The organism is Anoxybacillus sp. B2M1, from assembly GCF_001634265.1.
Taxonomy (GTDB): domain Bacteria; phylum Bacillota; class Bacilli; order Bacillales; family Anoxybacillaceae; genus Anoxybacteroides; species Anoxybacteroides rupiense.
Genome location: NZ_CP015435.1, coordinates 3,447,638 through 3,471,896 on the forward strand (window position 1 = coordinate 3,447,638; position 24,259 = coordinate 3,471,896).

Genomic DNA, 24,259 nt, shown 5'->3' on the forward strand with positions numbered 1-24,259 from the left:
CTGTTCATCTATGAACGTCCCCCACCTCTACTTTGTTTAGAGGTGGATGATGTTAAACAGCTGAAGATTGCCTTCGTCACGTATAGCGTGGCAAACATTCAAACAAACGTTCGTTGAAGCGATGTTATAAACCAAGAATGAATTCTTTCTAAATGGAGAGACTTGATACTTGGATAGATAAGTAAGAAAAACATGTTTACTTTAACTATAACAGCATTCATGATATGATAAACAATAGGATTTTGCAGAATGGGGGAAATCATTTGGCGGAGCAACACAAAACGCGAATTACAGTCGATATATACGGACAACAATACTCCATTGTTGGTACGGAAAGCTCTAGCCATATTCGGTTAGTAGCATCGATTGTAGATGATAAAATGCGAGAAATAAGCTCAAAAAATCCGACACTTGATGTCACAAAGCTAGCCGTGTTAACAGCAGTTAACGCTGTTCATGAATATATTAAATTGAAAGAGGAATATGACCGACTTTTACAACAAATGAAGAAACGAGAAAAGGATGAGTGATTCCATGGTGGATGTCGTATTGCTTTTCATCCTTTTAACAGGGTTTATGATCGGATTAAAGCGAGGATTTATTTTGCAGTTTATCCATATGGCAGGTTTTCTGATTGCTTTTATTATTGCCTATATGAATTATGAAAAATTGGTGCCGACGCTGCGATTGTGGATTCCATATCCTTCCTTTGGAGATCCAGAGACGGTAAAGATGCTATTTGAAAGCGCTCACCTTGATGAGGCATATTATCGAGCAATGGCGTTTGCCCTTTTATTTTTTGCGACAAAAATTGTGATGCAAATCATCGGCTCGATGCTTGATTTTGTTGCACAACTGCCTCTTTTAAGAAGCATCAACCGCTGGGCGGGCGGAGCTCTTGGATTTGTCGAGGTGTATTTGCTTGTCTTTTTATTGCTGTATATCGGAGCTCTTATTCCGATTGAAAGCTGGCAGGCTCAATTGCAGAATTCTTTGATGGCAGGTGCGATTGTCAAGCATACTCCTTTTTTATCGGATATGCTGAAGCATATGTGGATTCGCTACATATCGTAGTAACTTCTCTATGAGAGTAGAGAAGTTTTTTGTGTTTTTCCAAGAAAACCTGTATCATTTTTGTAGGGAATGGTACGGACAGGTGGTGTTTCAAATGAAAAATAAAAAAGATGTTATTCATTTACTAGAAACGATTGCTTTATATATGGAAATCAAAGGAGAAAACCCATTTAAAGTTTCTGCCTTTCGCAAAGCCGCTAACGCTTTAGAGACGGATGAGCGCAGCCTAACGGAAATGGATGACTTTACGAAATTGGCTGGCATCGGAAAGGGAACAGCGGCTGTGATTACTGAATTTCTCGAGACGGGAACCTCTAAAACGCTTGAAGAATTGCAGAAGGAAATTCCCGATAGTCTTCTTTCTCTTTTAAAGATTCCAGGACTTGGAGGGAAAAAAATTGCAAAGTTGTACCAAGAGATGGGTGTAACGGATATGGCTACTCTCAAAGCTGCTTGTCTGGCACAGCGTGTTCAAAAGCTTCCTGGATTCGGAAAAAAAACAGAGGATAAAATTCTTGCCGCCATTGAAGAGGTGGGGGCGCGTCCCGAGCGCTTGCCTGTTGCTGCTGTCTTGCCTATTGCGGAAGAGATTGAGGCACAGCTTAGAGAAATGAAAGAAATCATTCGTTTTTCCCGTGCTGGTAGCCTGCGGCGCATGAAAGAAACGGTAAAGGATTTAGATTTTATAATTGCGACGAAACGTCCGGAGAAGGTGCGTGAACAACTGCTGCAACTTGCCCATATTTCGCAAATTATTGCCAAAGGAGATACGAAAGTTTCGTTGCAGCTTCGTTATGAATATGAAATTGCTGTTGATTTTCGCTTAGTGACTGAAGAACAGTTTGCGACAACTCTGCATCATTTTACAGGCTCTAAAGAACACAATGTTCGCATGAGGCAACTGGCGAAAGAACGAGGCGAAAAAATCAGTGAATACGGGGTTGAACAAGTAGAAACAGGGAGAGTCATGACATTTGCAAGCGAGCAAGAGCTTTTTGCTCATTTTCAGCTGCCGTTTATTCCTCCTGAGCTGAGGGAAGATGGAAGCGAGGTTGAAAAATATCAGAAAGATTATCCACTCATTGAGCTATCTGATATTCGCGGCGATTTGCATATGCACTCAACTTGGAGCGATGGCGCTTGCTCCATTGAAGAAATGACAGAAGCGTGCCGAAAAAAAGGCTACCATTACATGGCCATTACCGATCACTCCCAATTTTTGAGGGTAGCCAACGGTTTAACGGTGGAACGTCTGAAGAGACAAAGGGAAGAAATTGAACGTTTAAATGCAAAATATCGCGATTTTACTATTTTAGCAGGCATTGAAATGGATATTTTGCCAGATGGAACGCTTGACTACGATGACGATGTATTGAAAGATTTAGATTTTGTGATTGCTGCCATTCATACGGGATTCTCTCAAGATCAAGAGACGATCATGAAGCGGCTAAAGGCGGCTTTCGAAAATATTCATGTCGATTTAATTGCTCATCCAACGGGACGGCTGATTGGGCGGCGCAGCGGTTATGCGGTTGATATCGATAGGCTGATTGAATTAGCCAAGGAAACGAATACAGCCCTTGAGCTGAACGCCAATCCCCATCGTCTCGATTTAACCTATGCCTACTTAAAAAAAGCGCAGGAAGCAGGAGTAAAAGTGGCTATTAATACAGATGCCCATCACCTGCAGATGCTTGATGATATGAAGGTGGGGGTTGCGGCTGCGCGCAAAGGTTGGATTCGCAAAGAAACGGTGATGAATACATGGCCGCTTGAAAAGCTGCAGGAATTTTTACGCCGCCATGAGTACAATCACGAACGGAAGAGGTGACACCAGTGCAGGCACGAATGTTGAAAGCACTAGAATTCGATAAAGTAAAAGCACAGCTGTTGGAGCATGTTTCTTCCTCATTAGGAAGAGAAAAAGTGGAAAGGCTTGTTCCTTCATCCGATTTTGCTCAAGTCGTTCAGTGGCAGGAAGAGACGGACGAAGCGGTTTTGGCATTGCGGCTGCGCGGACATGCTCCGCTTGGCGGAATTTTTGATATTCGTTCAAGCTTAAAGCGAGCGAAAATTGGCGGAACACTAAGCGCCCATGAACTGTTGGACATTGCTAGCACTATTTATGCGAGCAGACAAATGAAACAATTTATTGAAGCGCTAAACGACGAAAAGGAAGGGATTTTGCATTTGCTGCAATATGCTCAGCAAATGGTGGCCGTCCCAGAGGTGGAGCAGGCGATTAAGCGCTGTATTGATGATCATGGAGAGGTACTAGATCATGCTAGCGACAGGTTGCGCTCGATTCGTCAACAGCTCCGCACGACAGAAGCAAGAGTAAGGGAAAGGCTAGAAAGCATGATTCGGTCATCTTCAGCGCAAAAAATGTTGTCAGATGCGATTATTACCATTCGCAACGACCGCTATGTGATTCCAGTTAAGCAAGAATATCGCCATGCATACGGCGGCATTGTCCATGACCAATCATCTTCGGGAGCGACCTTATTTATTGAACCGCAAGTGGTGGTTGATTTGAACAATCAGCTTCAGGAAGCGCGGGTGAAGGAGAAACAGGAAATTGAGCGAATTTTAATAGAGCTGACAACAAAAGTGGCAGAGCATGCCGATGTGCTTTTGACCAATGTCGATTGCCTAGCGGAGCTTGATTTCATTTTTGCTAAAGCAAAGTATGCAAAAAAAATAAGCGCAGCAAAACCGAAAATGAACCATGAAGGGTATATTCGTTTATTAAAAGCGCGCCATCCGCTCATTGACCCGAATATTGTTGTCCCAAACGATATCGAGCTTGGCAAGGAGTATACAACAATTGTCATTACAGGACCAAATACAGGAGGAAAGACGGTCACATTAAAAACGATCGGTTTATTAACTTTGATGGCGCAGGCCGGTCTTTTTGTCCCTGCTCTTGATGGCTCCGAGCTGGCTGTATTTCGCTCTGTTTACGCTGATATTGGTGATGAGCAATCCATTGAGCAGAGCTTAAGTACCTTTTCTTCTCATATGGTCAACATTGTGGAGATTTTGCGGGAGGTGGACCACGAGAGCCTTGTTTTATTTGATGAGCTTGGAGCAGGAACAGATCCTCAAGAAGGAGCGGCATTGGCGATTGCTATTTTGGATGAGGTGTATGAGCGTGGAGCACGAGTAGTAGCGACCACTCATTACCCGGAATTAAAAGCTTACGGCTATAATCGCAGCGGTGTCATGAATGCGAGCGTGGAATTCGACATTGATACGCTAAGTCCAACGTACAAGCTGTTAATCGGTGTGCCGGGACGAAGCAACGCATTTGAAATATCGAAGCGGCTTGGATTAGCGGAAGCGATTATTGATCGCGCTAAGTCACAGATCAGCGTGGAAAGCAATAAGATTGAGAATATGATTGCCTCGCTTGAGCAAAGCAAAAAGCAGGCAGAGGAAGAATTACAAAAAGCGGAAGCCGTGCGTAGGGAAGCTGAACAGCTTCGCGGCGAATGGGAGAAAAAATGGGAAGACTTAAACGAAAAACGCGATGAATGGATAGATGAAGCGAAACGAAGAGCAGCAGAAATTATTAGAGCTTCACAGCGGGAAGCGGATGAAGTGATTCGGGAATTGCGGCATATGCAAAAGGAAAAGCTGGCACAAATTAAGGATCATGAATTAATTGCAGCAAAAAAACGATTAGAAGAGGCGATGCCGGCAATGGATGGACGCAAAAAGATAGCGATTAAACGGACAACTCGCCAATTCCAGCCAGGAGATGAGGTCAAAGCGATCCATTTAAATCAAAAAGGATATTTACTCGAAAAAGTTTCTGACGATGAATGGCAAGTGCAGCTTGGTATTTTAAAAATGAAGCTGAAGGAAAAAGATCTCGAATATATCGGGAATGCCAAACAAACCGAAACGAAGCCGATAGCAACAGTAAAAGGGAAGGAGTACCATGTTGGTTTAGAGCTTGATCTGCGCGGCGAACGATATGAGGATGCGATTGTTCGCGTTGAAAAATACATTGATGATGCTCTGCTGGCTGGATACCCACGTGTAGCGATTATTCACGGAAAAGGAACAGGTGCGCTGCGCAAAGGAGTACAAGAGTTTTTGAAAAAGCATCGTTCTGTGAAAAGCATTCGCTTCGGAGAAGCTACGGAGGGCGGTACAGGCGTCACCATTGTCGAATTGAAATAGTAAGGGGAGAAAGCCATGAACTCCTTTTGGGAAAATGAAATCGTGAAGATTGCTGCAAATTTTAGTGTGGCTGTTTTATGTATGGTAGTTTTTTTAGCCATATTTGAATTAGTGACAAAATATAAAAATTGGGACGAAATAAAAAATGGGAATGTAGCCGTGGCTATGGCGACAGGCGGAAAAATTTTTGGCATCGCTAACATTTTCCGATATGCCATCAATCATCACGAATCCCTTTTATCGGTGATTGGCTGGGGCGTTTACGGCTTTATTTTGCTGCTAGTGGCTTACTTTATTTATGAATTTTTAACGCCGAAATTTAACATTGATGAAGAAATTTCTAAAGATAATCGGGCAGTTGGACTGATTTCGATGATCATTTCCATTGGCTTATCATTTGTGATTGGGGAAAGCATTCGCTAGAACGGGGAGTTAATCAGATGGAAACATTGGCAAAGGTATTGTTTGTATTATGTGGCGTATTTCTTGTGATCGGTGTTATATATTGGCTCTTTTTTATATGAGAAGCGTCTACATCAAGTAGGCGCTTTATTTTTTCTAATGAACGACTTGTGATGTCAGATACGAAATGGGTTTATCGCCTGCTTATACGGCGATAAAGGCTGATGCAGCACATGATCAGCTAGCACCGCGGGGGCCCTTCATTATGTTGAGATGAAGACGATTCTGTAACACAGGCTATTTTTTTAATGTAATTTTTTAAAAAATGTAATAAAATGAAAATAAATCGTCAGAATTATCAAAAATGGAGGAGATACGATGGAAAAACCTTGGCTTGCCCACTATCCCCCACAAATCCCGCATCATCTGGATTATCCGCAGAAAACGTTGACTGATTATTTGCGAGAAACAGCAGCTCAGTTTGGACAAAAAGAGGCAATTGATTTTTTAGGAAAACGATTAACGTTTCACGATATTTATGAGCAGTCACTGAAACTGGCGCGCTACCTCCTTGAGATTGGCTTGGCAAAAGGAGACAGGGTGGCGATCATGTTGCCTAATTGTCCGCAGGCCGTAATTAGTTATTATGGAGTTTTATTGGCTGGCGGAATTGTCGTTCAAACGAATCCTCTTTATATGGAAAGAGAACTGGAATATCAGCTTAAAGATAGTGAAGCAAGCATCATCATCACATTGGACATTTTATATCCGAAAGTAATGAAGGTGAAGGGAGCGACGCCATTAAAGCATGTGATTGTCACAAGGCTTCAGGAATATTTGCCGCTTTTCAAAAAAATCCTCTATCCATTCGTTCAAAAAAAGCAAAAGCAACCCCTTGTCCGCATTGAAGAGCGAGACCACCAACATCGATGGGAAACGATCATGGCGACGGTCCAAAAGGAAGAAATTCATATGGAGATTGATCCGATGGAGGATGTAGCCTTGCTACAATATACAGGCGGCACCACAGGGTTTCCTAAAGCAGCGATGCTGACCCATCACAACTTAATCGCTAACACACTTATGTGCGTTCACTGGATGTATCGCTGTCCGAAAGGAGAAGAAACCATTTTAGGAGTATTGCCGTTTTTTCACGTGTATGGAATGACAACCATTATGAATTTATCGATTATGCAAGCTTATAAGATGATTTTGCTGCCGAAATTCGATATTAAGACGACATTAAAAACGATTGAAAAGAAAAGACCGACGTTGTTCCCAGGGGCCCCAACGATGTATATTGCCTTACTAAATGACCCCGATTTATCAAAATATGATTTATCATCCATTAAAGCGTGCATTAGCGGATCGGCTTCTCTTCCAGTGGAAGTGCAAGAAAAATTTGAAGCGCTTACAGGTGGGAAAGTGATTGAAGGATATGGTTTAACGGAAGCTTCGCCAGTTACTCATGCCAACTTTTTATGGGATGGGGAGCGCGTGAAAGGAAGCATCGGTGTCCCGTGGCCTGATACAGAAGCAAAAATCATTTCTTTAGAAACGGGCGAGGAAGCGGATATGAACGAGATTGGCGAGCTTGTGGTCCGCGGGCCACAAGTGATGAAAGGCTATTGGAACCAGCCGTTTGAAACAGAGAGCGCACTGCGCGATGGGTGGCTTTATACAGGTGACATTGGCTACATGAATGAACAAGGATATTTCTTCATTGTGGATCGCAAGAAAGATATGATTATTGCGAGTGGATATAATATTTATCCGCGAGAAGTAGAAGAAGTTTTGTATGAGCATCCGAAGGTTCGCGAAGCGGTTGTGGTCGGAGTTCCGCATGAATATCGCGGAGAAACCGTTAAAGCGTTTGTTGTTTTGAAAGAAGGGATGAATTGCACGGAGGAAGAATTGAATGAATTTATGAGAAGCAAGCTAGCATCCTATAAAGTACCGCGCATTTATGAATTTCGCAAAGAACTGCCAAAGACGGCGGTCGGAAAGATTTTACGCCGCGCATTAATTGAAGAAGAAACAAAAAAAGGAGAGGCAAAGCTTGGATAATTTTTTTTCTTGACAAATAGATGAGATAATTTTTAAAATTAAAACATGAATGATTATTCATTCATGTTTGAAGAAGGGGAATGACGATTGAAACGTAACAGTCCAAAATTTATGCAAATTATTGAAGCGGCAGTCATTGTAATTGCCGAAAACGGCTATCACCATGCACAAGTCTCGAAAATCGCTAAGCAAGCAGGTGTAGCCGATGGAACCATCTATCTCTACTTTAAAAATAAAGAAGATATTCTTGTGTCACTTTTTCAAGAAAAAATGGGTTCGTTTATTGAAAAAATTCAAAAAGAAATTGAAGGAATTTCGAGTGCTTCAGAGAAGTTATATATGTTAGTTAAAAAACATTTTGAGCTTCTGTCAGCTGATCATCACTTGGCGATTGTAACCCAGCTTGAATTGCGTCAATCAAGCAAAGAATTGCGCACTCGTATTAATGAAGTGCTGAAAGGTTATTTGCGGGTAGTGGAACAAATCATTAATGAAGGAATAGAGTCTGGCGAGTTTCGCAGTGACTTGGATGTCCGCTTAGCAAGGCAGATGATTTTTGGAACAATTGACGGAACGGTGACAACGTGGGTGATGAATGAACAGAAGTATGACTTGGCCGCTTTGGCCAAACCGGTTCATGAGCTGCTAATAAGAGGCTGTTCAGCCTCTTGATTTTTGTAAAGGGGAGAGGAAAATATGGAGTTTTTGAAGGTCAATACGGAGGAATTGGTTGCAACTGTCACTTTTTCTCGTCCTCCTGCGAACGCATTGTCGTCCGCCGTTTTGAAAGAGCTTTCAAAACTGCTGGATCAGTTGAAGGACGATGAACGCGTTCGTGTGATTTTACTTCACGGAGAAGGTAGATTTTTTTCAGCTGGTGCTGATATTAAAGAATTTACAACCATTGGTGCAAGGGAGCAGGCAACGGAGTTGGCGCGTGCCGGACAGCAGGTAATGGAGAAGCTTGAACAGTTTCCAAAGCCAGTTATTGCCGCTATTCATGGTGCTGCTCTTGGTGGCGGATTGGAGCTGGCGATGGGTTGCCATATTCGCATTGTGGCTGAAAATGCAAAGCTTGGATTGCCAGAGCTCCAGCTTGGTCTTATTCCGGGATTTGCAGGAACACAGCGCTTAACACGCTATGTAGGGATTGGAAAGGCGGCTGAAATGATGTGGACGGCTGAACCGATCACGGGAGTGGAAGCTGTTCAGTGGGGATTAGCGAATAAAGCTGTACCAGAAGAACAGCTGCTGCAGGAAGCGTCGGCATTAGCCAATAAAATCGCACAAAAGAGCCCTGTATCGATAAGCGCGACGCTTGAACTGCTTAATGCGGCAAAATCGCAGCCTTTTCATGAAGCAGTACAGCTTGAAGCGGAGCTGTTCGGCAAGGTATTTGTATCCGAAGATGGAAAAGAAGGTGTGCAAGCGTTCATTGAAAAGCGCCCGCCGCAATTCCAAGGAAAGTGAAAACGCTCTTTATTGCCTTTAATTTACAGAATATTTAAAAGTGAACAAATGTTTGATAAACACACAGGGAGGGCTTTCCATGAATATTTTTGTTTTAATGAAACGCACATTTGATACAGAAGAAAAAATTGTCATTCAAAATGGCCAAGTCAATGAAGATGGAGCAGAATTCATCATCAATCCATATGATGAGTATGCGATTGAGGAAGCGATCCAAGTGCGCGATAAGCTCGGAGGAGAGATTACTGTCGTGACGGTCGGCAATGAAGAAGCTGAAAAAGAATTGCGAACCGCTCTTGCTATGGGATGCGATAAAGCGGTCTTGATCAATACAGAAGACGATGTTGAAGAAAGCGATCAATATACAACCGCGAAAATTATTGCGGAATTTTTAAAAGATAAGCAGCCGGATTTGATTCTCGCGGGCAATGTTGCCATTGACGGAGGATCAGGGCAAGTAGGTCCGCGCGTAGCAGAAATGCTTGGCATTCCTTATGTAACCACCATTACAAAGCTTGAGATCGACGGTGGAAAAGCGACGGTTGTCCGCGATGTAGAAGGCGATGAGGAAGTCATCGAAGCCTCGCTTCCGTTATTAGTGACAGCACAACAAGGGCTTAACGAGCCTCGCTATCCTTCGTTGCCGGGAATCATGAAAGCGAAAAAGAAACCGCTTGATGAATTAGAATTAGATGATCTTGATCTCGAAGAAGAGGATGTAGAGCCAAAAACAAAAACAGTGGAAATTTTCTTGCCGCCGAAAAAAGAAGCGGGGAAAATTCTTCAAGGAGAATTAGAGGAGCAAGTGAAGGAGCTTGTAACGCTTTTGCGCACAGAAGCGAAAGTAATTTAACCGCTTTCCAAAAGAAGTCTCCATCTTCAAGGAACGTGAAGGGCGACAGGCCAGCGAGTAGGTGGGGAGATGAATTTCGATTGGCAATCGCCAACGGATAGGATGCTCTATCGTTCGAACGGACTCCTTCGGAACGAAGGGAAGCGAAAGGGTTCTTGTGTGTGGCTTACCGTTCAGCGAACACGCACAAGCCGCTTGAAGCCCCCTCCTCTAAGCGAAGCGTAGGTGGTGGTGGGTAGATCACTTTGAACAAAACCGAATGGCATAGCAAAACAGCCTATTTTTCACATACGGGGGGATCCAATATGACTCGAAAAGTATTAGCATTAACGGAAATTCGTGACGGATCATTAAGAAATGTATCATTTGAGGCCATTGCGGCAGCTAAAACGATTGCCCAAGGCGGAGAGGTTGTCACTGTATTAGCAGGAGAAAGCGTCCAAGCTTATGCCAATGAACTGATTGCTTACGGCGCCGATCGTGTGGTTGTCGTGGAAAGCGATCAATTAAAAACGTACACACCAGATGGATATGGTCAAGCACTAATGGCAGCGATTGATGCCGAAAAGCCAGAAGGAATTGTATTTGGGCACACTGCTCTTGGAAAGGACTTATCGCCAAAATTAGCAACTAAGCTGAATGCTGGATTAATTTCAGATGTTGTTGCTATTGAAGAAAAAGATGGAGAACTCCTATTTACGCGTCCTATCTACTCCGGAAAAGCCTTTGAAAAGAAGACAGTGACAGATGGCCACATCTTTGTGACGATTCGTCCAAACAATATTTCAGCCCTTTCTCGCGACGATGCTCGCTCTGGCAATGTAGAGAGCCTGTCTGTTGACATTAAAGACTTGCGAACAATTGTGAAAGAGGTTGTGCGCAAAACAGCGAAAGGCGTTGACTTATCAGAAGCGAAGGTCATTGTGGCTGGCGGACGCGGAGTGAAAAGTGCGGAAGGATTTAAGCCGCTTCAAGAATTAGCTGATGTTCTTGGAGGAGCTGTGGGAGCCTCGCGGGGAGCATGCGATGCCGGATATTGCGATTATTCCTTACAAATCGGGCAGACCGGTAAAGTAGTCACTCCAGATTTATATATTGCTTGCGGAATTTCAGGGGCGATTCAGCACTTAGCTGGCATGTCCAATTCAAAAGTGATTGTTGCGATTAACAAAGATCCAGAAGCCAATATCTTTAAGGTAGCCGATTATGGAATCGTAGGGGATTTATTTGAAGTGGTGCCGTTGCTGACAGAGGAATTCAAAAAGCTAAAAGTTCACTCCTAAGTTTTAAGAAAACGGGCAAAGTTCTATCGGCTTTGCTCGTTTTTTTTGTTATAATTATTGGCTGAAAGCAAATATTAGAACTGAAGCAAAAAGTTAGCACCTTCTGTTATAAAGTGATATACTTCTTACAGATGTGTAGCTGAAAAGCGATTGGATGAGAAAAAACGCCGAGTTTCGTCGCGCAACATTCACATTTATTATGAAAGTAGGAGGAATGAAATAATGGCGATTGTCAATGCGACTGATCAAACATTTACAACTGAAACAAGCACAGGGGTTACATTAGTGGACTTCTGGGCTCCATGGTGCGGACCTTGCCGCATGATTGCGCCAGTATTAGAAGAATTAGCTGAAGACTTGGGCGATAAAGTAAAAATTGTTAAAGTAAATGTTGATGAAAATCAAGAAACGGCATCTAAATATGGTGTAATGAGCATCCCGACTTTGTTGGTATTCAAGGATGGCGATGTTGTCGATAAAACAGTTGGTTTCCAACCGAAGGAAGCGCTTGCCCAACTATTAGAAAAGCATCTGTAATAGCAAACATGCTTTACAAAGAGACTCCGCTTGGCTGAGTCTCTTTTTTTTGACTATATAGATGACATGTGACAGGTTAATGTTTGTGTCATACGTGGCGAAAAGGATCATTTGCTGTAAGTTTGAGCTTCCGGCTGTGAAGGTTGACACATACCGTTCCATTCATCATATGTATACAGCACAGGGACCAGATTCGAAGATAGAGGGAGCAAAACGGCTGTTTCCGCCTGTAAATAAACCTCATCCGCCGATTTATTTCGGAGGTTCGTCATCAGCCGGCCAGCGTGTAGCTGCCAAGCATAGTGATGTCTATTTGACATGGGGGGGAGCCGTCGAAACAAGTGGAACAGAAAATTGCGAGTGCGAAAAAATTAGCGGAACAGCACGGAAGAAATATCGAATTTGGCATTCGCCTTCATGTCATTGGGCGTGAAACGGAAAAAGAAGCGTGGGAAGCAGCGGATCGCTTGATTCAATATGTAGATGAAAAAACCATTCAAGAAGCACAGCAGGTATTTTCTCGCTATGATTCGATCGGTCAGCAAAGAATGAAGCAGCTGCATAACGGCCGGAGAGAGTCGTTGGAAATTAGCCCGAATTTATGGGCCGGAATTGGTCTTGTAAGAGGCGGGGCGGGAACAGCTTTAGTAGGGGATCCGCAAACGGTAGCCCGTCGTTTATTAGAATACCATCAATTAGGGATTAAACATTTCATTCTATCAGGTTATCCTCATCTTGAGAAGGCCTATCGCGTAGCGGAATTACTATACCACTCCATCACAGTAAACAAAAACAAGCAGTCGTTCAAGGAGAAGTGATTGGAAACGAATTTTTCCCATCTTTTATTAAAGTTTAAATAGGAAAAGGAGCCTGCTTTTTATCAACAGGCTCTTTTCTGTTTGGATCAAATCAATCTAAGAGATGTGATGGTGATTATTGACATTGATTATTATTCTCTCTATAATCGATTTGCAATGAAGCTTCATTTTTGAATCACAATCTGTTTGGAGATAAGGACGCTTTTGCTGTTAGAAACGGAATATCGTGTCTTTGCTTTCTTGTTGTGGTACGATGAATGGGGAAAAGTGTAGTGGGGTGAAGTCATTGAATGTTTTAGTAACAGGAGGAGCTGGCTTTATTGGCAGTCACCTCGTAAAAAAACTCCTTTCTCTCGGACATCGTGTTGCGGTGATTGATAATTTCCATCCTTATTATTCTCCAGAACGAAAGCGGAGGCAATTTCAGGTTTTGACAAGCGGATACGATGTGCATCTATATGACGTAGATTTGCTTGACGAGAAACGGACTGAATCCATTTTTAAGCAATATCAGCCCGATTGTGTTTATCATTTAGCGGCTTTGCCTGGCGTTCCAAAGTCTTTGCTACAGCCGCTTGATTATGTTGATTATGATATTAAAGCGACGATTAATGTTTTAGCTGCTTCGGGACGCTCAGGGGCCAAGCATGTTTTGTTCGCTTCTTCTTCCTCCGTATACGGCAATCAAAAGAGAGTACCACTCAAGGAAGAGATGGCGACAGGAAACGTTATTTCTCCTTATGCTGCCGCAAAGTACGGCGCAGAATCATTTTGTCATGCTTATGCTCATTTATTTGGCTATCGGCTTACCATTTTTCGTTATTTTACAGTCTATGGTCCTTGGGGACGGCCGGATATGGCGATCAGCCGATTTATTCGTCTGCTTTCTCGCGGGGAAGAAATTGTGGTGTATGGAACGAGGACGGCGCGCGATTATACGTTTATTGATGACATTGTCGACGGGATGGTTTTAGCTTTGCAGCGCAACGGACCAAACGATGTGTTTAATTTAGGTTCGGGACGGCCGATTACAATGGAGCAATTGTTAAAGAAGCTGCGGATTTATTTTCCAAAAATGAGAGTAAACTATGCATCAGAACGAATGGGGGATGTGAAAGAAACATGGGCCGATATTACCAAAGCGCAGCAGGCTTTCGATTATCGACCAACGGTTCCATTTGAAAAAGGATTGGAAAAAACGATTGAGTGGGCGAGAGAATATGAGGCGTAAATACAAGATATATGGGTCATACGAACGATAGGACTTATACTTATGTTTGTGATTACAACAATGGCGCCACATTGGCATGATGCATATGGCGGTCATTACCCATGCTTTTACATTTGTTTTTGCTTATCTGGCTGACGCTATGATATTTTTTTCTGAAGGCGGTGAACCAGATGCATTTGTTAATGGAAGGGGAGGGGGACTCAAATGAAAAAAGCCTCGAAGCTTGAAAAAATTGCAGCCCGTTGTTGGAATTTATTAAATGAAGGAAAGCCATTTACCCCTATTTTTGTCATTGGTACAATGCTGCTTTATCATAGTAGGGATATCGGACAAGGGGAGCATATAAAGCCGCTTTTGCTTGGTTTGCTGCTTGTGCTTCCGCTTTTTGTGATGTATTACCGATATGATTATCCGTTATTTTTGCGGAATTATTTATGGATTCCATACATCGTGTTTTTGCTTGTGTGGCCATTTACCGATGTGAAGCTATTATTGTTAGCTGTCGGGCTCTACTTCTTTTTTACCGTCTTTTTTTGGGGAACGCTCTATTATCATTTGCGAATTGGTACAACCTGGTGGAATTTTACTCGATTTTGGAAGCTTGTATTAAAAAATAGTGATTCGACGAGCGGCAATGCCCAAGAACAGCTTCCGAAATTTTTATTGCTATTGTCCCTTTGGCAATACAGCTATGAGCAGATCAGCATGGATTGGAAAATGATTTCATATGAAGCTCTCGGGCTTTATTACGCTTTTGTTTTTTTATTTTCTTTTATTCTCCATAAATATTTATTTGATTGGAAGCCGAAAGTAATTCCTACCTACACGAATAATGTAGAAGAACCGAAGCGTGCACTCAATGAAAAAGTAATTGTGATCGTCATTGACGGAATGCGGAAAGACCGCTTTGAGCAAGCCGAAGCGCCATTTTTAAAAGCATTGCGCAAGAACGGAACGGAGTTTAAGCAAATGGAGACTGTTTATCCAGCTCGTACGGTCGTTTGTTTTACTTCCATGTTTACGGGCACATATCCATTTGAGCATGGCATTCAATCAAATATGGTATGGAAGCTGGGCATAAAAGTAGAAAGCATTTTTGATTCGCTTAGAAAAGTTGGCAAAAAAGGCCGATTGTTAGGAATTGCCCATCTTGTTGATTCGTTTGGCGACGATGTTGAAACGGTAACCGCGGTGATGAAGAATGATGTTGCGGATCGAAACATTATAGAACGCGCCAAGTTCATCATGAAGGAGCAAGACCCTGATTTATTAATTATTCAGTTGATTGCAACAGATCAAACAGGGCACAGCCGCGGTGTATTTTACGATGAATATGCTCAAAAAATCGCCGAGGCCGATGCTCTGATTCAAGAATATGTCGAATGGCTCGAAAAAGAGGGAAAATTACAAAACGCCACATTCATTATTTGCTCTGACCACGGTCAATCAGACGGAATTGGGGGACATGGTCATCTTGATGAAGGTGAACGATATGTTCCTTTTTTTATGTATGGACCAACTATAGAAAGCGGAAAACAAGTAGAAGAAAAGCATAGTCTTGTGTCGCTTGCCCCAACGATCGCTTATTTATTGGGAGCACCCTATCCGAGCCATAGCCGTGGACCTGTTCTGATTGAAGCGATACGAAAGAAGGGAAATCATGAAAAAGCAGAAAGTAATCGTATTTCTACCGGCGCATAATGAGGAAGCTGCTATTGCTGAGGTGATACAAAAAGTACCACGTCATTTCCATCCGCTTGTAGAAGTGAGCGTATTAGTGATTGATGATGGGTCAACCGATCAAACAGTAGCGGTGGCTAAAGAAGCAGGAGCGGACTATATATACAAAATGGGGCGCAATTGCGGGCTTGGCGCGGCCGTCAGAAAAGGATTGCAAGAATGCCTGCGCCTTGGTGCTGATATTAGCGTAATGATTGATGCGGATAACGAGTATCCAGCGGAGCAAATTCCGGAATTACTGGCTCCTATTTTTAAAGGGGAGGCAGATTATACGATGGGATCGCGTTTTCTTGGTGAAATTCGCGGAATGAAATGGCATCGCCGCATCGGCAATTATTTTTTCACATGTCTGCAATCTTTGCTCCTACGAACATGGATTTATGACGGCCAGTCGGGTATGCGTGCTTTTTCGCGCCAAGCAATGGAGCATGCGCATATTATTCATGACTATAATTATGCCCAAGTATTGACCCTTCATTTAGTTCGCAAAGGGTTTCGGATGAAAGAAGTGCCCATCCGTTATAAAGCAAGGACAACGGGCCGTTCGTTTATTAAGTTTTGGGCCTATATGTCAGCGGTTTTTCCGGCAATATGGAAAGAAATGAAGCGCCCTGTAAAAAAAGTCGACATCGACTTTACAGCCCATCGATTGCCCGATATGCTTAAAAAGCAATGCTCCTAGCGGGACAGAGCGCGGAATGGATAAACGCGCTTTTCTCAGAAAGGGAGGCTTCGCTCTTTTCCGTAAATAAGATAGATTTCTCTCAACCGCAGCTCCGTATGACAAACGCGGCATGGTCGGCTGCCGAAAAGCGGGTGATGGGCTCTGTCGTCTATCTAAAATGCAACTGAAAGATTGAACGAGCTCCATGGTAGGAAGGCAGGTCCACAGGCTTGCCTTTTTGTCACGCATTCGCGTGATGAAGATTGGAACAGCACGGCTTTCAGACCTATTCGTGGGTTGGCCAAGCATTGTTGTTCGGATGCCCGACGGTGGAAAAAGCTCTAAGCTTTATATCGAGGTAAACCTATCAATATCAAGTTGCATGAATGCATACAGTGCATGATTGACAGGAATCGTGATAATCATTATCATTGAATATGTGGGAGGAGATCATTGGATGAAGGCGATGCGCTTATTTTTTTGTTTGTTATTGATATTCATTCTCAATTACATTCCGGACCATGTTTTGGCTTATTCATACGGTGATCCAAATCAAGAAAAAATAGCAGAGGCTTATAAACAAATGGCTGAAAAGCTGAATCAGGAGCCGCCAAACTTTTCTGAAGCCAAAACGATTTTTGAAACGGTGAAGGAAGAAATTGAGATGCATATGGGGGAGGAGCCAGTGGAAACGGTGCTGGCTGATATTAAGAAAAAAGATAAAGAAGCGACTATAAAAGATATGAAGAAAGTTCTTGTTTTAAATATTGCCCGCCGTCTTGAAAATATTGAGGAGAATTTTGACCAGTACGAAACAAGTAAACGATTATTAGCGAAAGCGTTTGCTACATATGAAGCCCTTTCTCCCGCTGTTCAATCGCAAGACGCTGAGCTTGATCAACGGTTGCGGGACGAGTTTAATAAAGCGCTGCAATCATTAGGAAATCCGGGATTGTTTGGCGTCGGTCAAAAACAATCGAATGTTGAGCAATTTAAAAAAAGTGAACAAACGATTTTGAGCTCGCTGCAAAAGCAGTTTGCATTGAAAAGCTTAAAAGTTGGGCATTTTTCAGAGAACGCCACTGAAAAAAAGGAAACGGCATCAAGTCAAAACGAATGGACAGATTTATCGAAGGTAAAAAACTGGCTTCCGCTTCTTGTATTAGTGGCGGCTATTGTTGCGGTTGTCATCTATGCCGTGCGCCGGAAACGAAACTGACCGTTTAGAAAGGAGAGCTGCTGATGGAGGTTCAAGCGCTGTTAATTACGTTTCGTGAAGTATTAGAGGCCCTGCTTATCGTCGGAATTATTACCTCTTATTTAAAGAGAGTGAATCATACGAAATATACGAAATATGTATGGCTGGGGGCCGGCTTGGCGGTGCTGGCAAGTGCTGGAGTGGCTCTTCTTTTTCAGGTCGTTTTTACCGGGTTTGCTGCAATGGGCAGCGAAATGTATTTAAAAGTTTCGATTATGCTTGTTTCGACCATCTTATTGACACAAATGGTGTTTTGGATGGCTGAGCATAGCCGCGACATGAAAAGAAATATGGAAGGAAAGATGGATCGCTTTATTACTACAGGAAATGTCATTGGGATGGTGATCCATTCGTTTTTAGTGGTGCTCCGTGAGGGAGTTGAAACGGTCTTTTTCTTTGCAGCCATCACAGGAGGAAATATCAGTGCCGCTATGCAAGGCTGGGGAGCCATTACTGGTGTGCTGCTTGCTGCACTAGTAAGCTATTTCTTCTTTAAAGGAACGATGCGCATTCCGCTCAAAACCTTTTTTAAAGTCACAGGAGCTTTTATTCTATTGATTGCAGCCGGTCTGCTCGTTCAAGCGATTTCAATGCTGCAAGATTTAAATATTATTGGTAGCGTGATGCCTCATGTATATGATTTAACATGGCTGCTGCCTGAACATCCTATTGATTATGAGCACTATATTCGTGATCACGGGGTGCATCCGCTGCTTTCAGGGAACATCGGCGTCTTTTTAAAAGCGTTATTTGGCTATTCAGCGATGCCTTCTCTTGAAGAAATCGTTGCTTATATTGGTTATTTTGTCGTCATTTCTTTGCTCATTAATAGTCGACACGCAAAAAAGGGGGAACCAACAAGCGCTGATTCGCAAACGCTTGAACCCAAAACGAAGCAAATTATGTAAAAAGTACAGGACATAAAGGTCTTGTACTTTTTCATTTGTGAAGGTGAATGAGATGAAAAAATATTTTCTGGGAAATCATCGATATATGTCATATTTTGGTTTTTTAGCACTGGTTTTGCTGTTTGGAATTGAAATCTACTATGCAAGTCCATATGCTGCATCGTGGGACCAAGTGGATTTTGCCTTTGCTTTAGACCGCTATGATTTATTAGCGATGCAACCTCATTTTCCTGGCTATCCTTATTTTGTTTTGGGAGGAATGCTCGTTCATTCGTTTGTCGCTAATCCGGCAAAAGCTTTATCCGTTTTTAATGTGATGATGCTCGCATCAGCTTCAGTGCCCATTTTTTTGCTGGCAACACAATATAGTTCAAAAGAAAAAGCATGGATTGTTACAGTGCTAGTGCAATCAGCTAGTTATGTCGTATTGATTTGTCTTCAGCCGATGTCGGACGGAGCGGCATTAGCGGTTTTATGGTGGTACCTATGGGCGATTGAGCGGGCCAAAACAAGGCTTTCTTGGCACGCTCAACTATTGTCTTTGTTTGTATTTAGTTTGCTGTTAGGCATCCGGCTTTCATATGCTCCTTTTGCCCTTGCTTTCGCTTTTGTATGGTATGAAGATTGGCGAAAATATCGAAAAATCTCCCGTTTGTTGCTATTTATTTTTTTGGCCGCCATGTTTCAATCCATTTGGATCATAGGGGTTGCTATGACAGAAGGAGGCTTGATGAGCTTTATTAAACTGGCTTTTTCGTTTACGAATGGGCATTTTCAGGAATGGGGAGGAACGGCCGCAACGGATCAGCAGTCGCTTTGGGAGCGAACAAGCTATTTTTTATTTCATAATATGGTTTGGATTGGTCTCTCTAGTCGTACTCTCGTCTTGTTGACAATATATATCGCGTTATTCGTTTGGGCGTTTTACTCTGTCCGACGCTTCTCTTTTCCGCGCTGGCTGCTTATTTGCATTTTTATGTATGGGATTTGGGCTTTGTTTGCTCAAAATATTGAGAAGCCGCGCCATGCTCTTCCCATTGTTCACTTTTTACTTTTTTATGGATGGCTTCGTTTTTTGGACAGAGGGATGCCGGCGTATAAGAAGCTGTTTGCTCTCGCTGTTCTTGTGATCCAGCTTGTTGTTGGCACATGGAACTTGCGTGAGCAAGCCTTACACTTGCCAGCCACCTATCAATTAGCATATGATTTACAACAGAGGAAGGAACGGTTTGTTTTGTACACATGGGAAGAAGCGAGGGTGCTCGAATACCTTCGTGTTACCTTTCCGTATGAACAAGCCTTGCATTTTTCATTTTTTTTACAACATCAAACGAACTATCCACATGCTAAAATTTATATAACGGATCATGTAGTGAAGGGATTCCAGTCACAAGGTGTATCGCTGACCGGACATTTGCGGAAAATCAAAACGTATGATTCAAGTAAGCTGGCGGATCCGGTATACGGCAAAATTACACTTTATGAATGGAAAGACTAAGCATTGGAGTGATTATGATGCATGATCACTTAAAAGAGAAGCTATCGGTTTTGCCAGAGCAGCCCGGCTGCTATTTAATGAAAGATAAAAATGGCACAGTGATTTATGTAGGAAAAGCGAAAGTATTAAAAAACCGTGTTCGTTCTTATTTTACTGGAACGCATGATGGAAAGACGCTGCGCCTTGTGAATGAAATAGCGGATTTTGAATATATTGTGACCTCATCAAATATTGAAGCGCTTATTTTAGAAATGAATTTAATCAAAAAATACGATCCAAAATATAATGTCATGCTCAAAGATGATAAAAGCTATCCATTTATTAAAATTACAGCTGAGGAGCATCCACGTCTCATTATTACAAGAAAAGTAAAAAAAGATCGCGGCAAATATTTTGGACCGTATCCGAACGTGCAGGCTGCAAATGAGACTAAAAAATTGCTCGATCGCATGTATCCGCTTCGCAAGTGCGCGTCCCTGCCGAACCGCGCCTGTCTTTATTATCATATGGGACAATGTCTCGCTCCGTGTATCTATTCGGTTTCGGAACAACAAAATAAAGAAATAGTGGAACAGATTGTCCGTTTTTTAAACGGGGGACACCAAGACATAAAAAAAGAATTGGTTGAAAAAATGAACAAAGCAGCAGAAGCCCTTGAATTTGAACGAGCTAAAGAATACCGTGATCAAATTGCGCATATTGAAGCGATGATGGAAAAACAGAAAATGACGATGAAGGATTTTGTTAACAGAGATGTGTTCGGCTACTCCTATGACAAAGGATGGATGTGCGTCCAAGTCTTTTTTATTCGTCAAGGAAAGCTAATCGAGCGAGATGTTTCGATCTTTCCGCTGCATCAAGATCCCGATGAAGAGCTGCTCACATTTTTAGGACAATTTTATTCCAAGGAGAATCATTTTAAGCCAAAAGAAGTAATCCTGCCGCTTGAGGTTGACGGAAGCTTGGCTGAGCAGTTGCTCCAGGTGCCTGTTATTCAACCGAAAAGAGGAAAGAAAAAAGAGCTGGTCGATCTTGCGAGTAAAAATGCAGCGATCGCTTTAAAAGAGAAGTTTTATCTTATTGAACGCGATGAAGAACGAACGGTTAAAGCGGTTGAAAACTTAGGAGTTGCGTTGAACATTCCAACACCGCATCGAATCGAAGCATTTGATAATTCTAATATCCATGGGGCTGATCCGGTTTCGGCGATGGTGGTGTTTATCGACGGCAAGCCTGAGAAAAAAGAATATCGCAAATATAAAATTAAAACTGTGAAGGGGCCAGATGATTATGAATCAATGCGCGAGGTTGTACGGCGGCGATATAGCCGTGCTTTAAAGGAACGCCTTCCTCTTCCGGATTTGATTTTAATTGATGGAGGAAAGGGACATCTGGCGGCTGTTCGCGATGTGTTAGAAAATGAGTTGGGCTTGGAAATTCCGCTTGCCGGTCTTGTAAAAGACGACAAGCATCGCACATCGGAATTAATCATGGGAGATCCACCACAAATCGTGCCATTGTCGCGAAACAGCCAAGAATTTTATTTGCTGCAGCGCATTCAGGATGAAGTCCATCGTTTTGCTATTACGTTTCATCGCCAGACGCGAGGAAAATCGTTATTTCAGTCCGCGCTTGACCACATTCCGGGAGTTGGAGAAAAGCGAAAAAAAGCGCTTCTTAAGCATTTTGGCTCTTTAAAAAATATAAAAGAAGCGACGATTGAGGAGCTGCAAAAAGCGGCGATTCCTCGCGCAGTTGCTGAAAAAATTTATGAAAAGCTGCGAGAATAGTATTGTCAATTGGAGAAAAAGCTGATACAATCACCTTAATTGCATATTTATACACTTCTAAGCACAGAAGTGAAGATAGAGGCGCGAACTTCAAGAGTAGGCATTTGGAGGAAAATGGGTTCCAAAGAAAAATGCCGAAAGGGGAGGCTCGCCGAAGTGGGGGAAGTCTCATTGCTTTTCCTGCTGGTCCTGCGTTTAAGAAATGTAGGACTGTCAAGATGACCCATCTTGGAGAGCTATCTCACTGTGTGGAGCGAATTCGTTTCTTTTCTTATTTCGTTATGCACAGCAATGAGAAGCCTCTCATTGCTGTTTTTTTATTTGTTTCTATACCGGTATAGATGCTGAAATCAACATTTTAAGAACAAGGGATGAGAAAAATGGGAATGATTGTGCAAAAATTTGGCGGAACGTCTGTAGGATCTATTGAACGTATTCAGCATGTCGCTGATCGAGTAATGAGCGAGGTGCAAAAAGGACATCAAGTGGTCGTTGTCGTTTCAGCGATGGGAAAGACGACGAATCAGCTTGTGGATTTAGCCAAACAGCTAACGTCCCAACCTAGCAAGCGGGAGATGGATATGCTTCTTTCGACAGGGGAGCAAGTGAGTATTGCCCTATTAGCGATGGCTTTGCAAGAAAAGGGGTATGCAGCTGTTTCTTTAACGGGCTGGCAAGCTGGAATCAAGACAGAGACTGTTCATGGTAATGCTCGCATTATAGATATCGACACAACGAGAATTCATCAATATTTGCAAGCAGGACAAATCGTCATTGTGGCTGGTTTTCAAGGAGTGACGGAAAAGGGAGATATCACGACTCTTGGTCGCGGCGGTTCTGACACGACAGCTGTAGCTTTAGCGGCCGCTCTACAAGCGGATAAGTGCGATATTTATACAGATGTGACAGGAGTGTTTACTACCGATCCGCGCTATGTAAAAGCAGCGAAAAAGCTAGAGGAAATTTCCTATGATGAGATGCTAGAGCTGGCCAATCTTGGAGCAGGAGTGCTTCATCCGCGGGCTGTAGAGTTTGCTAAAAATTATCAAGTATTGCTGGAAGTTCGTTCGAGTATGGAGGAAGAGAGCGGAACAACGGTAAAGGAGGATGTTTCAATGGAACAGCATTTAATTGTCAGAGGGATTGCTTTTGAAGATCAAGTAACAAAAGTGACGGTCCAAGGGCTCCCGCACGAGTTGCCTATGTTGCCAACCGTTTTTACAGCGTTAGCGAATCGCGGGATTAATGTCGATATTATTATTCAAAATACAACCAATAGCGGAGCAGCAGCTGTGTCGTTTTCCATTCGCACAGAGGATTTGCCTGAGACTTTGCAAGTGTTGGAATCATTCAAGGGAGCAAAGATAGAATATGAAAGCCAACTGGCCAAAGTATCGATTGTCGGCTCAGGAATGATCTCTAATCCAGGTGTAGCTGCACAAATGTTTCAAGTGTTAGCGGATCAAGGGATTGAAATAAAAATGGTCAGCACGTCCGAAATCAAAATTTCAACCGTCGTGTCTCAAGAAAATATGGTTGCAGCAGTAGAAGCGTTGCATACGGCGTTTCAATTGGATGAAAAAGCCGCCGTGCGTTCATAACCAGACAAGACTGTACTGCTGGAAATCATGGCAAGCGTTTGGGGACCGAAGGTGCATTCAATCGTAATCGTGCTGCGCCGGCTTGCTTCGACTAAAAAAGCAAGCAAATGCTTGCTTTAAGTGGTAGACAAAGTCAAAATCGACTTTGTCTACCATCATTTTATACAATTCTTCTATTCATAGTGGTAGTTCTACATCAGTTTGGCTTGAAGGCGCTTGGCAGACAAGAAACGCCAGCCGAGTGAAGACGCGAAGCGAACCCAAACGTTCATGAGCGACGAATGAGGCCCGTGACGCAGGATGAAGCGTTTGTTAACAGTCTAAGGCAAGCAAATACGTATACTTGCCTTTGTTCCTGTCGTGCATCGATAGGCTAATACAATTGAAAAGGTGCAGAAAATCTGTCTATTCAGCAATTTCGTGTTTACGGTCCCATTTCACAGTAAAAGTCACTTTTTGATCACGCTTTTTTTGCTGCTCATATGCTTCCGAGACGAAGCGTTTTTGCTGTTCAATCTGCTGTGCGAGAAAGCCGGCCTCAAGCTGAAATGAACAGTGAGCATTCATGGCGATCCGAGCGGATACCGCGGGCCCTGTCAGCTCGATTTCTAATTCATCTTGGCGTTCTTTGATGACAGCGAGCGTACCCCATCCTGCTTTTTCAAAAAATAAAATGATGTCATCGAATGTTTCTAAGGGGTAGCAGCGCGCTAAATGCTTTCCCGCCCAATATAAAATGCTGTCGGTTTCTTTGCCAAGCAAATCGGGAAGAAGGACTTCTCGAATTAGATGATATCCAAATAAAGGAATTTCAACGTGCTGTAATGCTTCATAGTGTTCCTGAAATGAATGTGTTTTCACATAATTCCCCTCT

General features: G+C 42.8%; 20 protein-coding genes, 1 pseudogene and 1 riboswitch. Of the genes and pseudogenes, 20 read left to right on the forward strand and 1 reads right to left on the reverse strand.

Annotated elements, in window-relative coordinates:
* Positions 1 to 263 precede the first annotated feature (263 nt).
* From zapA to GFC28_RS16860, 20 genes and pseudogenes are all read left to right on the forward strand, one after another.
* Positions 264 to 530: a cell division protein ZapA gene (zapA, locus tag GFC28_RS16760; protein ID WP_044742986.1), complete on the forward strand. Its 267-nt coding sequence runs from the start codon at positions 264 to 266 to the stop codon at positions 528 to 530.
* A gap of 4 nt (positions 531 to 534) precedes the next feature.
* Entirely contained in the window at positions 535 to 1,074 is a 540-nt protein-coding gene (locus GFC28_RS16765; protein ID WP_044742985.1) for a CvpA family protein, read from the forward strand.
* 94 nt (positions 1,075 to 1,168) lie between these two features.
* On the forward strand, positions 1,169 to 2,905 hold the full coding sequence (gene polX, locus GFC28_RS16770; RefSeq protein WP_044742984.1) for a DNA polymerase/3'-5' exonuclease PolX: 1,737 nt from the start codon (positions 1,169 to 1,171) through the stop codon (positions 2,903 to 2,905).
* A 5-nt stretch (positions 2,906 to 2,910) separates the two neighbouring features.
* Complete coding sequence (locus GFC28_RS16775) at positions 2,911 to 5,265, forward strand: endonuclease MutS2 (RefSeq protein WP_156487551.1); 2,355 nt, start codon at positions 2,911 to 2,913, stop codon at positions 5,263 to 5,265.
* A 15-nt stretch (positions 5,266 to 5,280) separates the two neighbouring features.
* Entirely contained in the window at positions 5,281 to 5,688 is a 408-nt protein-coding gene (locus tag GFC28_RS16780; protein WP_044742983.1) for a DUF350 domain-containing protein, read from the forward strand.
* A gap of 357 nt (positions 5,689 to 6,045) precedes the next feature.
* Entirely contained in the window at positions 6,046 to 7,734 is a 1,689-nt protein-coding gene (locus GFC28_RS16785; protein ID WP_044742982.1) for an AMP-binding protein, read from the forward strand.
* An 87-nt stretch (positions 7,735 to 7,821) separates the two neighbouring features.
* The gene (locus GFC28_RS16790) at positions 7,822 to 8,406 is read left to right on the forward strand and encodes a fatty acid metabolism transcriptional regulator FadR (RefSeq protein ID WP_044742981.1); all 585 of its coding nucleotides are present in this window, start codon (positions 7,822 to 7,824) and stop codon (positions 8,404 to 8,406) included.
* 24 nt (positions 8,407 to 8,430) lie between these two features.
* Complete coding sequence (locus tag GFC28_RS16795) at positions 8,431 to 9,204, forward strand: enoyl-CoA hydratase (protein WP_044742980.1); 774 nt, start codon at positions 8,431 to 8,433, stop codon at positions 9,202 to 9,204.
* A gap of 79 nt (positions 9,205 to 9,283) precedes the next feature.
* Positions 9,284 to 10,057: an electron transfer flavoprotein subunit beta/FixA family protein gene (locus GFC28_RS16800; protein ID WP_044742979.1), complete on the forward strand. Its 774-nt coding sequence runs from the start codon at positions 9,284 to 9,286 to the stop codon at positions 10,055 to 10,057.
* Positions 10,058 to 10,362: 305 nt separating this feature from the next.
* Positions 10,363 to 11,340 carry an electron transfer flavoprotein subunit alpha/FixB family protein gene (locus tag GFC28_RS16805; RefSeq protein WP_044742978.1) on the forward strand — a complete coding sequence of 326 codons (978 nt, stop codon included), beginning with the start codon at positions 10,363 to 10,365 and terminating at the stop codon, positions 11,338 to 11,340.
* Between the two features lie 222 nt (positions 11,341 to 11,562).
* Positions 11,563 to 11,877 (forward strand): thioredoxin, encoded by a 315-nt coding sequence (trxA, locus tag GFC28_RS16810; protein WP_044742977.1) that lies wholly within the window; start codon positions 11,563 to 11,565, stop codon positions 11,875 to 11,877.
* 118 nt (positions 11,878 to 11,995) lie between these two features.
* Positions 11,996 to 12,733: pseudogene (locus tag GFC28_RS16815) on the forward strand (LLM class flavin-dependent oxidoreductase); the annotation flags it as partial.
* Between the two features lie 248 nt (positions 12,734 to 12,981).
* Complete coding sequence (locus GFC28_RS16820; protein WP_044742976.1) at positions 12,982 to 13,926, forward strand: NAD-dependent epimerase/dehydratase family protein; 945 nt, start codon at positions 12,982 to 12,984, stop codon at positions 13,924 to 13,926.
* A 204-nt stretch (positions 13,927 to 14,130) separates the two neighbouring features.
* Positions 14,131 to 15,627: an alkaline phosphatase family protein gene (locus tag GFC28_RS16825; protein WP_044742975.1), complete on the forward strand. Its 1,497-nt coding sequence runs from the start codon at positions 14,131 to 14,133 to the stop codon at positions 15,625 to 15,627.
* Positions 15,587 to 16,348 (forward strand): glycosyltransferase family 2 protein, encoded by a 762-nt coding sequence (locus tag GFC28_RS16830; protein WP_044742974.1) that lies wholly within the window; start codon positions 15,587 to 15,589, stop codon positions 16,346 to 16,348. The genes GFC28_RS16825 and GFC28_RS16830 overlap by 41 nt, the downstream gene beginning before the upstream one ends.
* A 439-nt stretch (positions 16,349 to 16,787) precedes the next feature.
* On the forward strand, positions 16,788 to 17,549 hold the full coding sequence (locus tag GFC28_RS16835) for a hypothetical protein (RefSeq protein ID WP_044742973.1): 762 nt from the start codon (positions 16,788 to 16,790) through the stop codon (positions 17,547 to 17,549).
* Positions 17,550 to 17,572: 23 nt separating this feature from the next.
* Positions 17,573 to 18,496, forward strand: coding sequence for an FTR1 family iron permease (locus tag GFC28_RS16840; RefSeq protein ID WP_044742972.1), 924 nt, complete (start codon positions 17,573 to 17,575; stop codon positions 18,494 to 18,496).
* Between the two features lie 52 nt (positions 18,497 to 18,548).
* Complete coding sequence (locus tag GFC28_RS16845) at positions 18,549 to 19,994, forward strand: nucleoporin-interacting protein (RefSeq protein WP_082063623.1); 1,446 nt, start codon at positions 18,549 to 18,551, stop codon at positions 19,992 to 19,994.
* Positions 19,995 to 20,011: 17 nt separating this feature from the next.
* Complete coding sequence (uvrC, locus tag GFC28_RS16850; protein ID WP_044742971.1) at positions 20,012 to 21,784, forward strand: excinuclease ABC subunit UvrC; 1,773 nt, start codon at positions 20,012 to 20,014, stop codon at positions 21,782 to 21,784.
* A gap of 68 nt (positions 21,785 to 21,852) precedes the next feature.
* Positions 21,853 to 22,031: riboswitch (Lysine riboswitch) on the forward strand.
* Between the two features lie 133 nt (positions 22,032 to 22,164).
* Positions 22,165 to 23,385, forward strand: coding sequence for an aspartate kinase (locus GFC28_RS16860; protein WP_044742969.1), 1,221 nt, complete (start codon positions 22,165 to 22,167; stop codon positions 23,383 to 23,385).
* A gap of 405 nt (positions 23,386 to 23,790) precedes the next feature.
* Here the strand turns inward: GFC28_RS16860 and GFC28_RS16865 are convergent, their stop codons facing one another.
* Positions 23,791 to 24,246, reverse strand: a complete 456-nt coding sequence (locus tag GFC28_RS16865; RefSeq protein ID WP_044742968.1) for a YslB family protein — start codon at positions 24,244 to 24,246, stop codon at positions 23,791 to 23,793.
* Positions 24,247 to 24,259 lie beyond the last annotated feature (13 nt).

Excerpts from the sequence above, each read along its gene's own strand:
- GFC28_RS16765 (WP_044742985.1), top strand. The coding sequence starts at position 535 with ATGGTGGATGTCGTATTGCTTTTCATCCTTTTAACAGGGTTTATGATC.
- polX (WP_044742984.1), top strand. The coding sequence starts at position 1,169 with ATGAAAAATAAAAAAGATGTTATTCATTTACTAGAAACGATTGCTTTA.
- GFC28_RS16780 (WP_044742983.1), top strand. The coding sequence starts at position 5,281 with ATGAACTCCTTTTGGGAAAATGAAATCGTGAAGATTGCTGCAAATTTT.
- GFC28_RS16785 (WP_044742982.1), top strand. The coding sequence starts at position 6,046 with ATGGAAAAACCTTGGCTTGCCCACTATCCCCCACAAATCCCGCATCAT.
- GFC28_RS16795 (WP_044742980.1), top strand. The coding sequence starts at position 8,431 with ATGGAGTTTTTGAAGGTCAATACGGAGGAATTGGTTGCAACTGTCACT.
- GFC28_RS16800 (WP_044742979.1), top strand. The coding sequence starts at position 9,284 with ATGAATATTTTTGTTTTAATGAAACGCACATTTGATACAGAAGAAAAA.
- GFC28_RS16805 (WP_044742978.1), top strand. The coding sequence starts at position 10,363 with ATGACTCGAAAAGTATTAGCATTAACGGAAATTCGTGACGGATCATTA.
- trxA (WP_044742977.1), top strand. The coding sequence starts at position 11,563 with ATGGCGATTGTCAATGCGACTGATCAAACATTTACAACTGAAACAAGC.
- GFC28_RS16825 (WP_044742975.1), top strand. The coding sequence starts at position 14,131 with ATGAAAAAAGCCTCGAAGCTTGAAAAAATTGCAGCCCGTTGTTGGAAT.
- GFC28_RS16830 (WP_044742974.1), top strand. The coding sequence starts at position 15,587 with ATGAAAAAGCAGAAAGTAATCGTATTTCTACCGGCGCATAATGAGGAA.
- GFC28_RS16835 (WP_044742973.1), top strand. The coding sequence starts at position 16,788 with ATGAAGGCGATGCGCTTATTTTTTTGTTTGTTATTGATATTCATTCTC.
- GFC28_RS16840 (WP_044742972.1), top strand. The coding sequence starts at position 17,573 with ATGGAGGTTCAAGCGCTGTTAATTACGTTTCGTGAAGTATTAGAGGCC.
- GFC28_RS16845 (WP_082063623.1), top strand. The coding sequence starts at position 18,549 with ATGAAAAAATATTTTCTGGGAAATCATCGATATATGTCATATTTTGGT.
- uvrC (WP_044742971.1), top strand. The coding sequence starts at position 20,012 with ATGCATGATCACTTAAAAGAGAAGCTATCGGTTTTGCCAGAGCAGCCC.
- GFC28_RS16860 (WP_044742969.1), top strand. The coding sequence starts at position 22,165 with ATGGGAATGATTGTGCAAAAATTTGGCGGAACGTCTGTAGGATCTATT.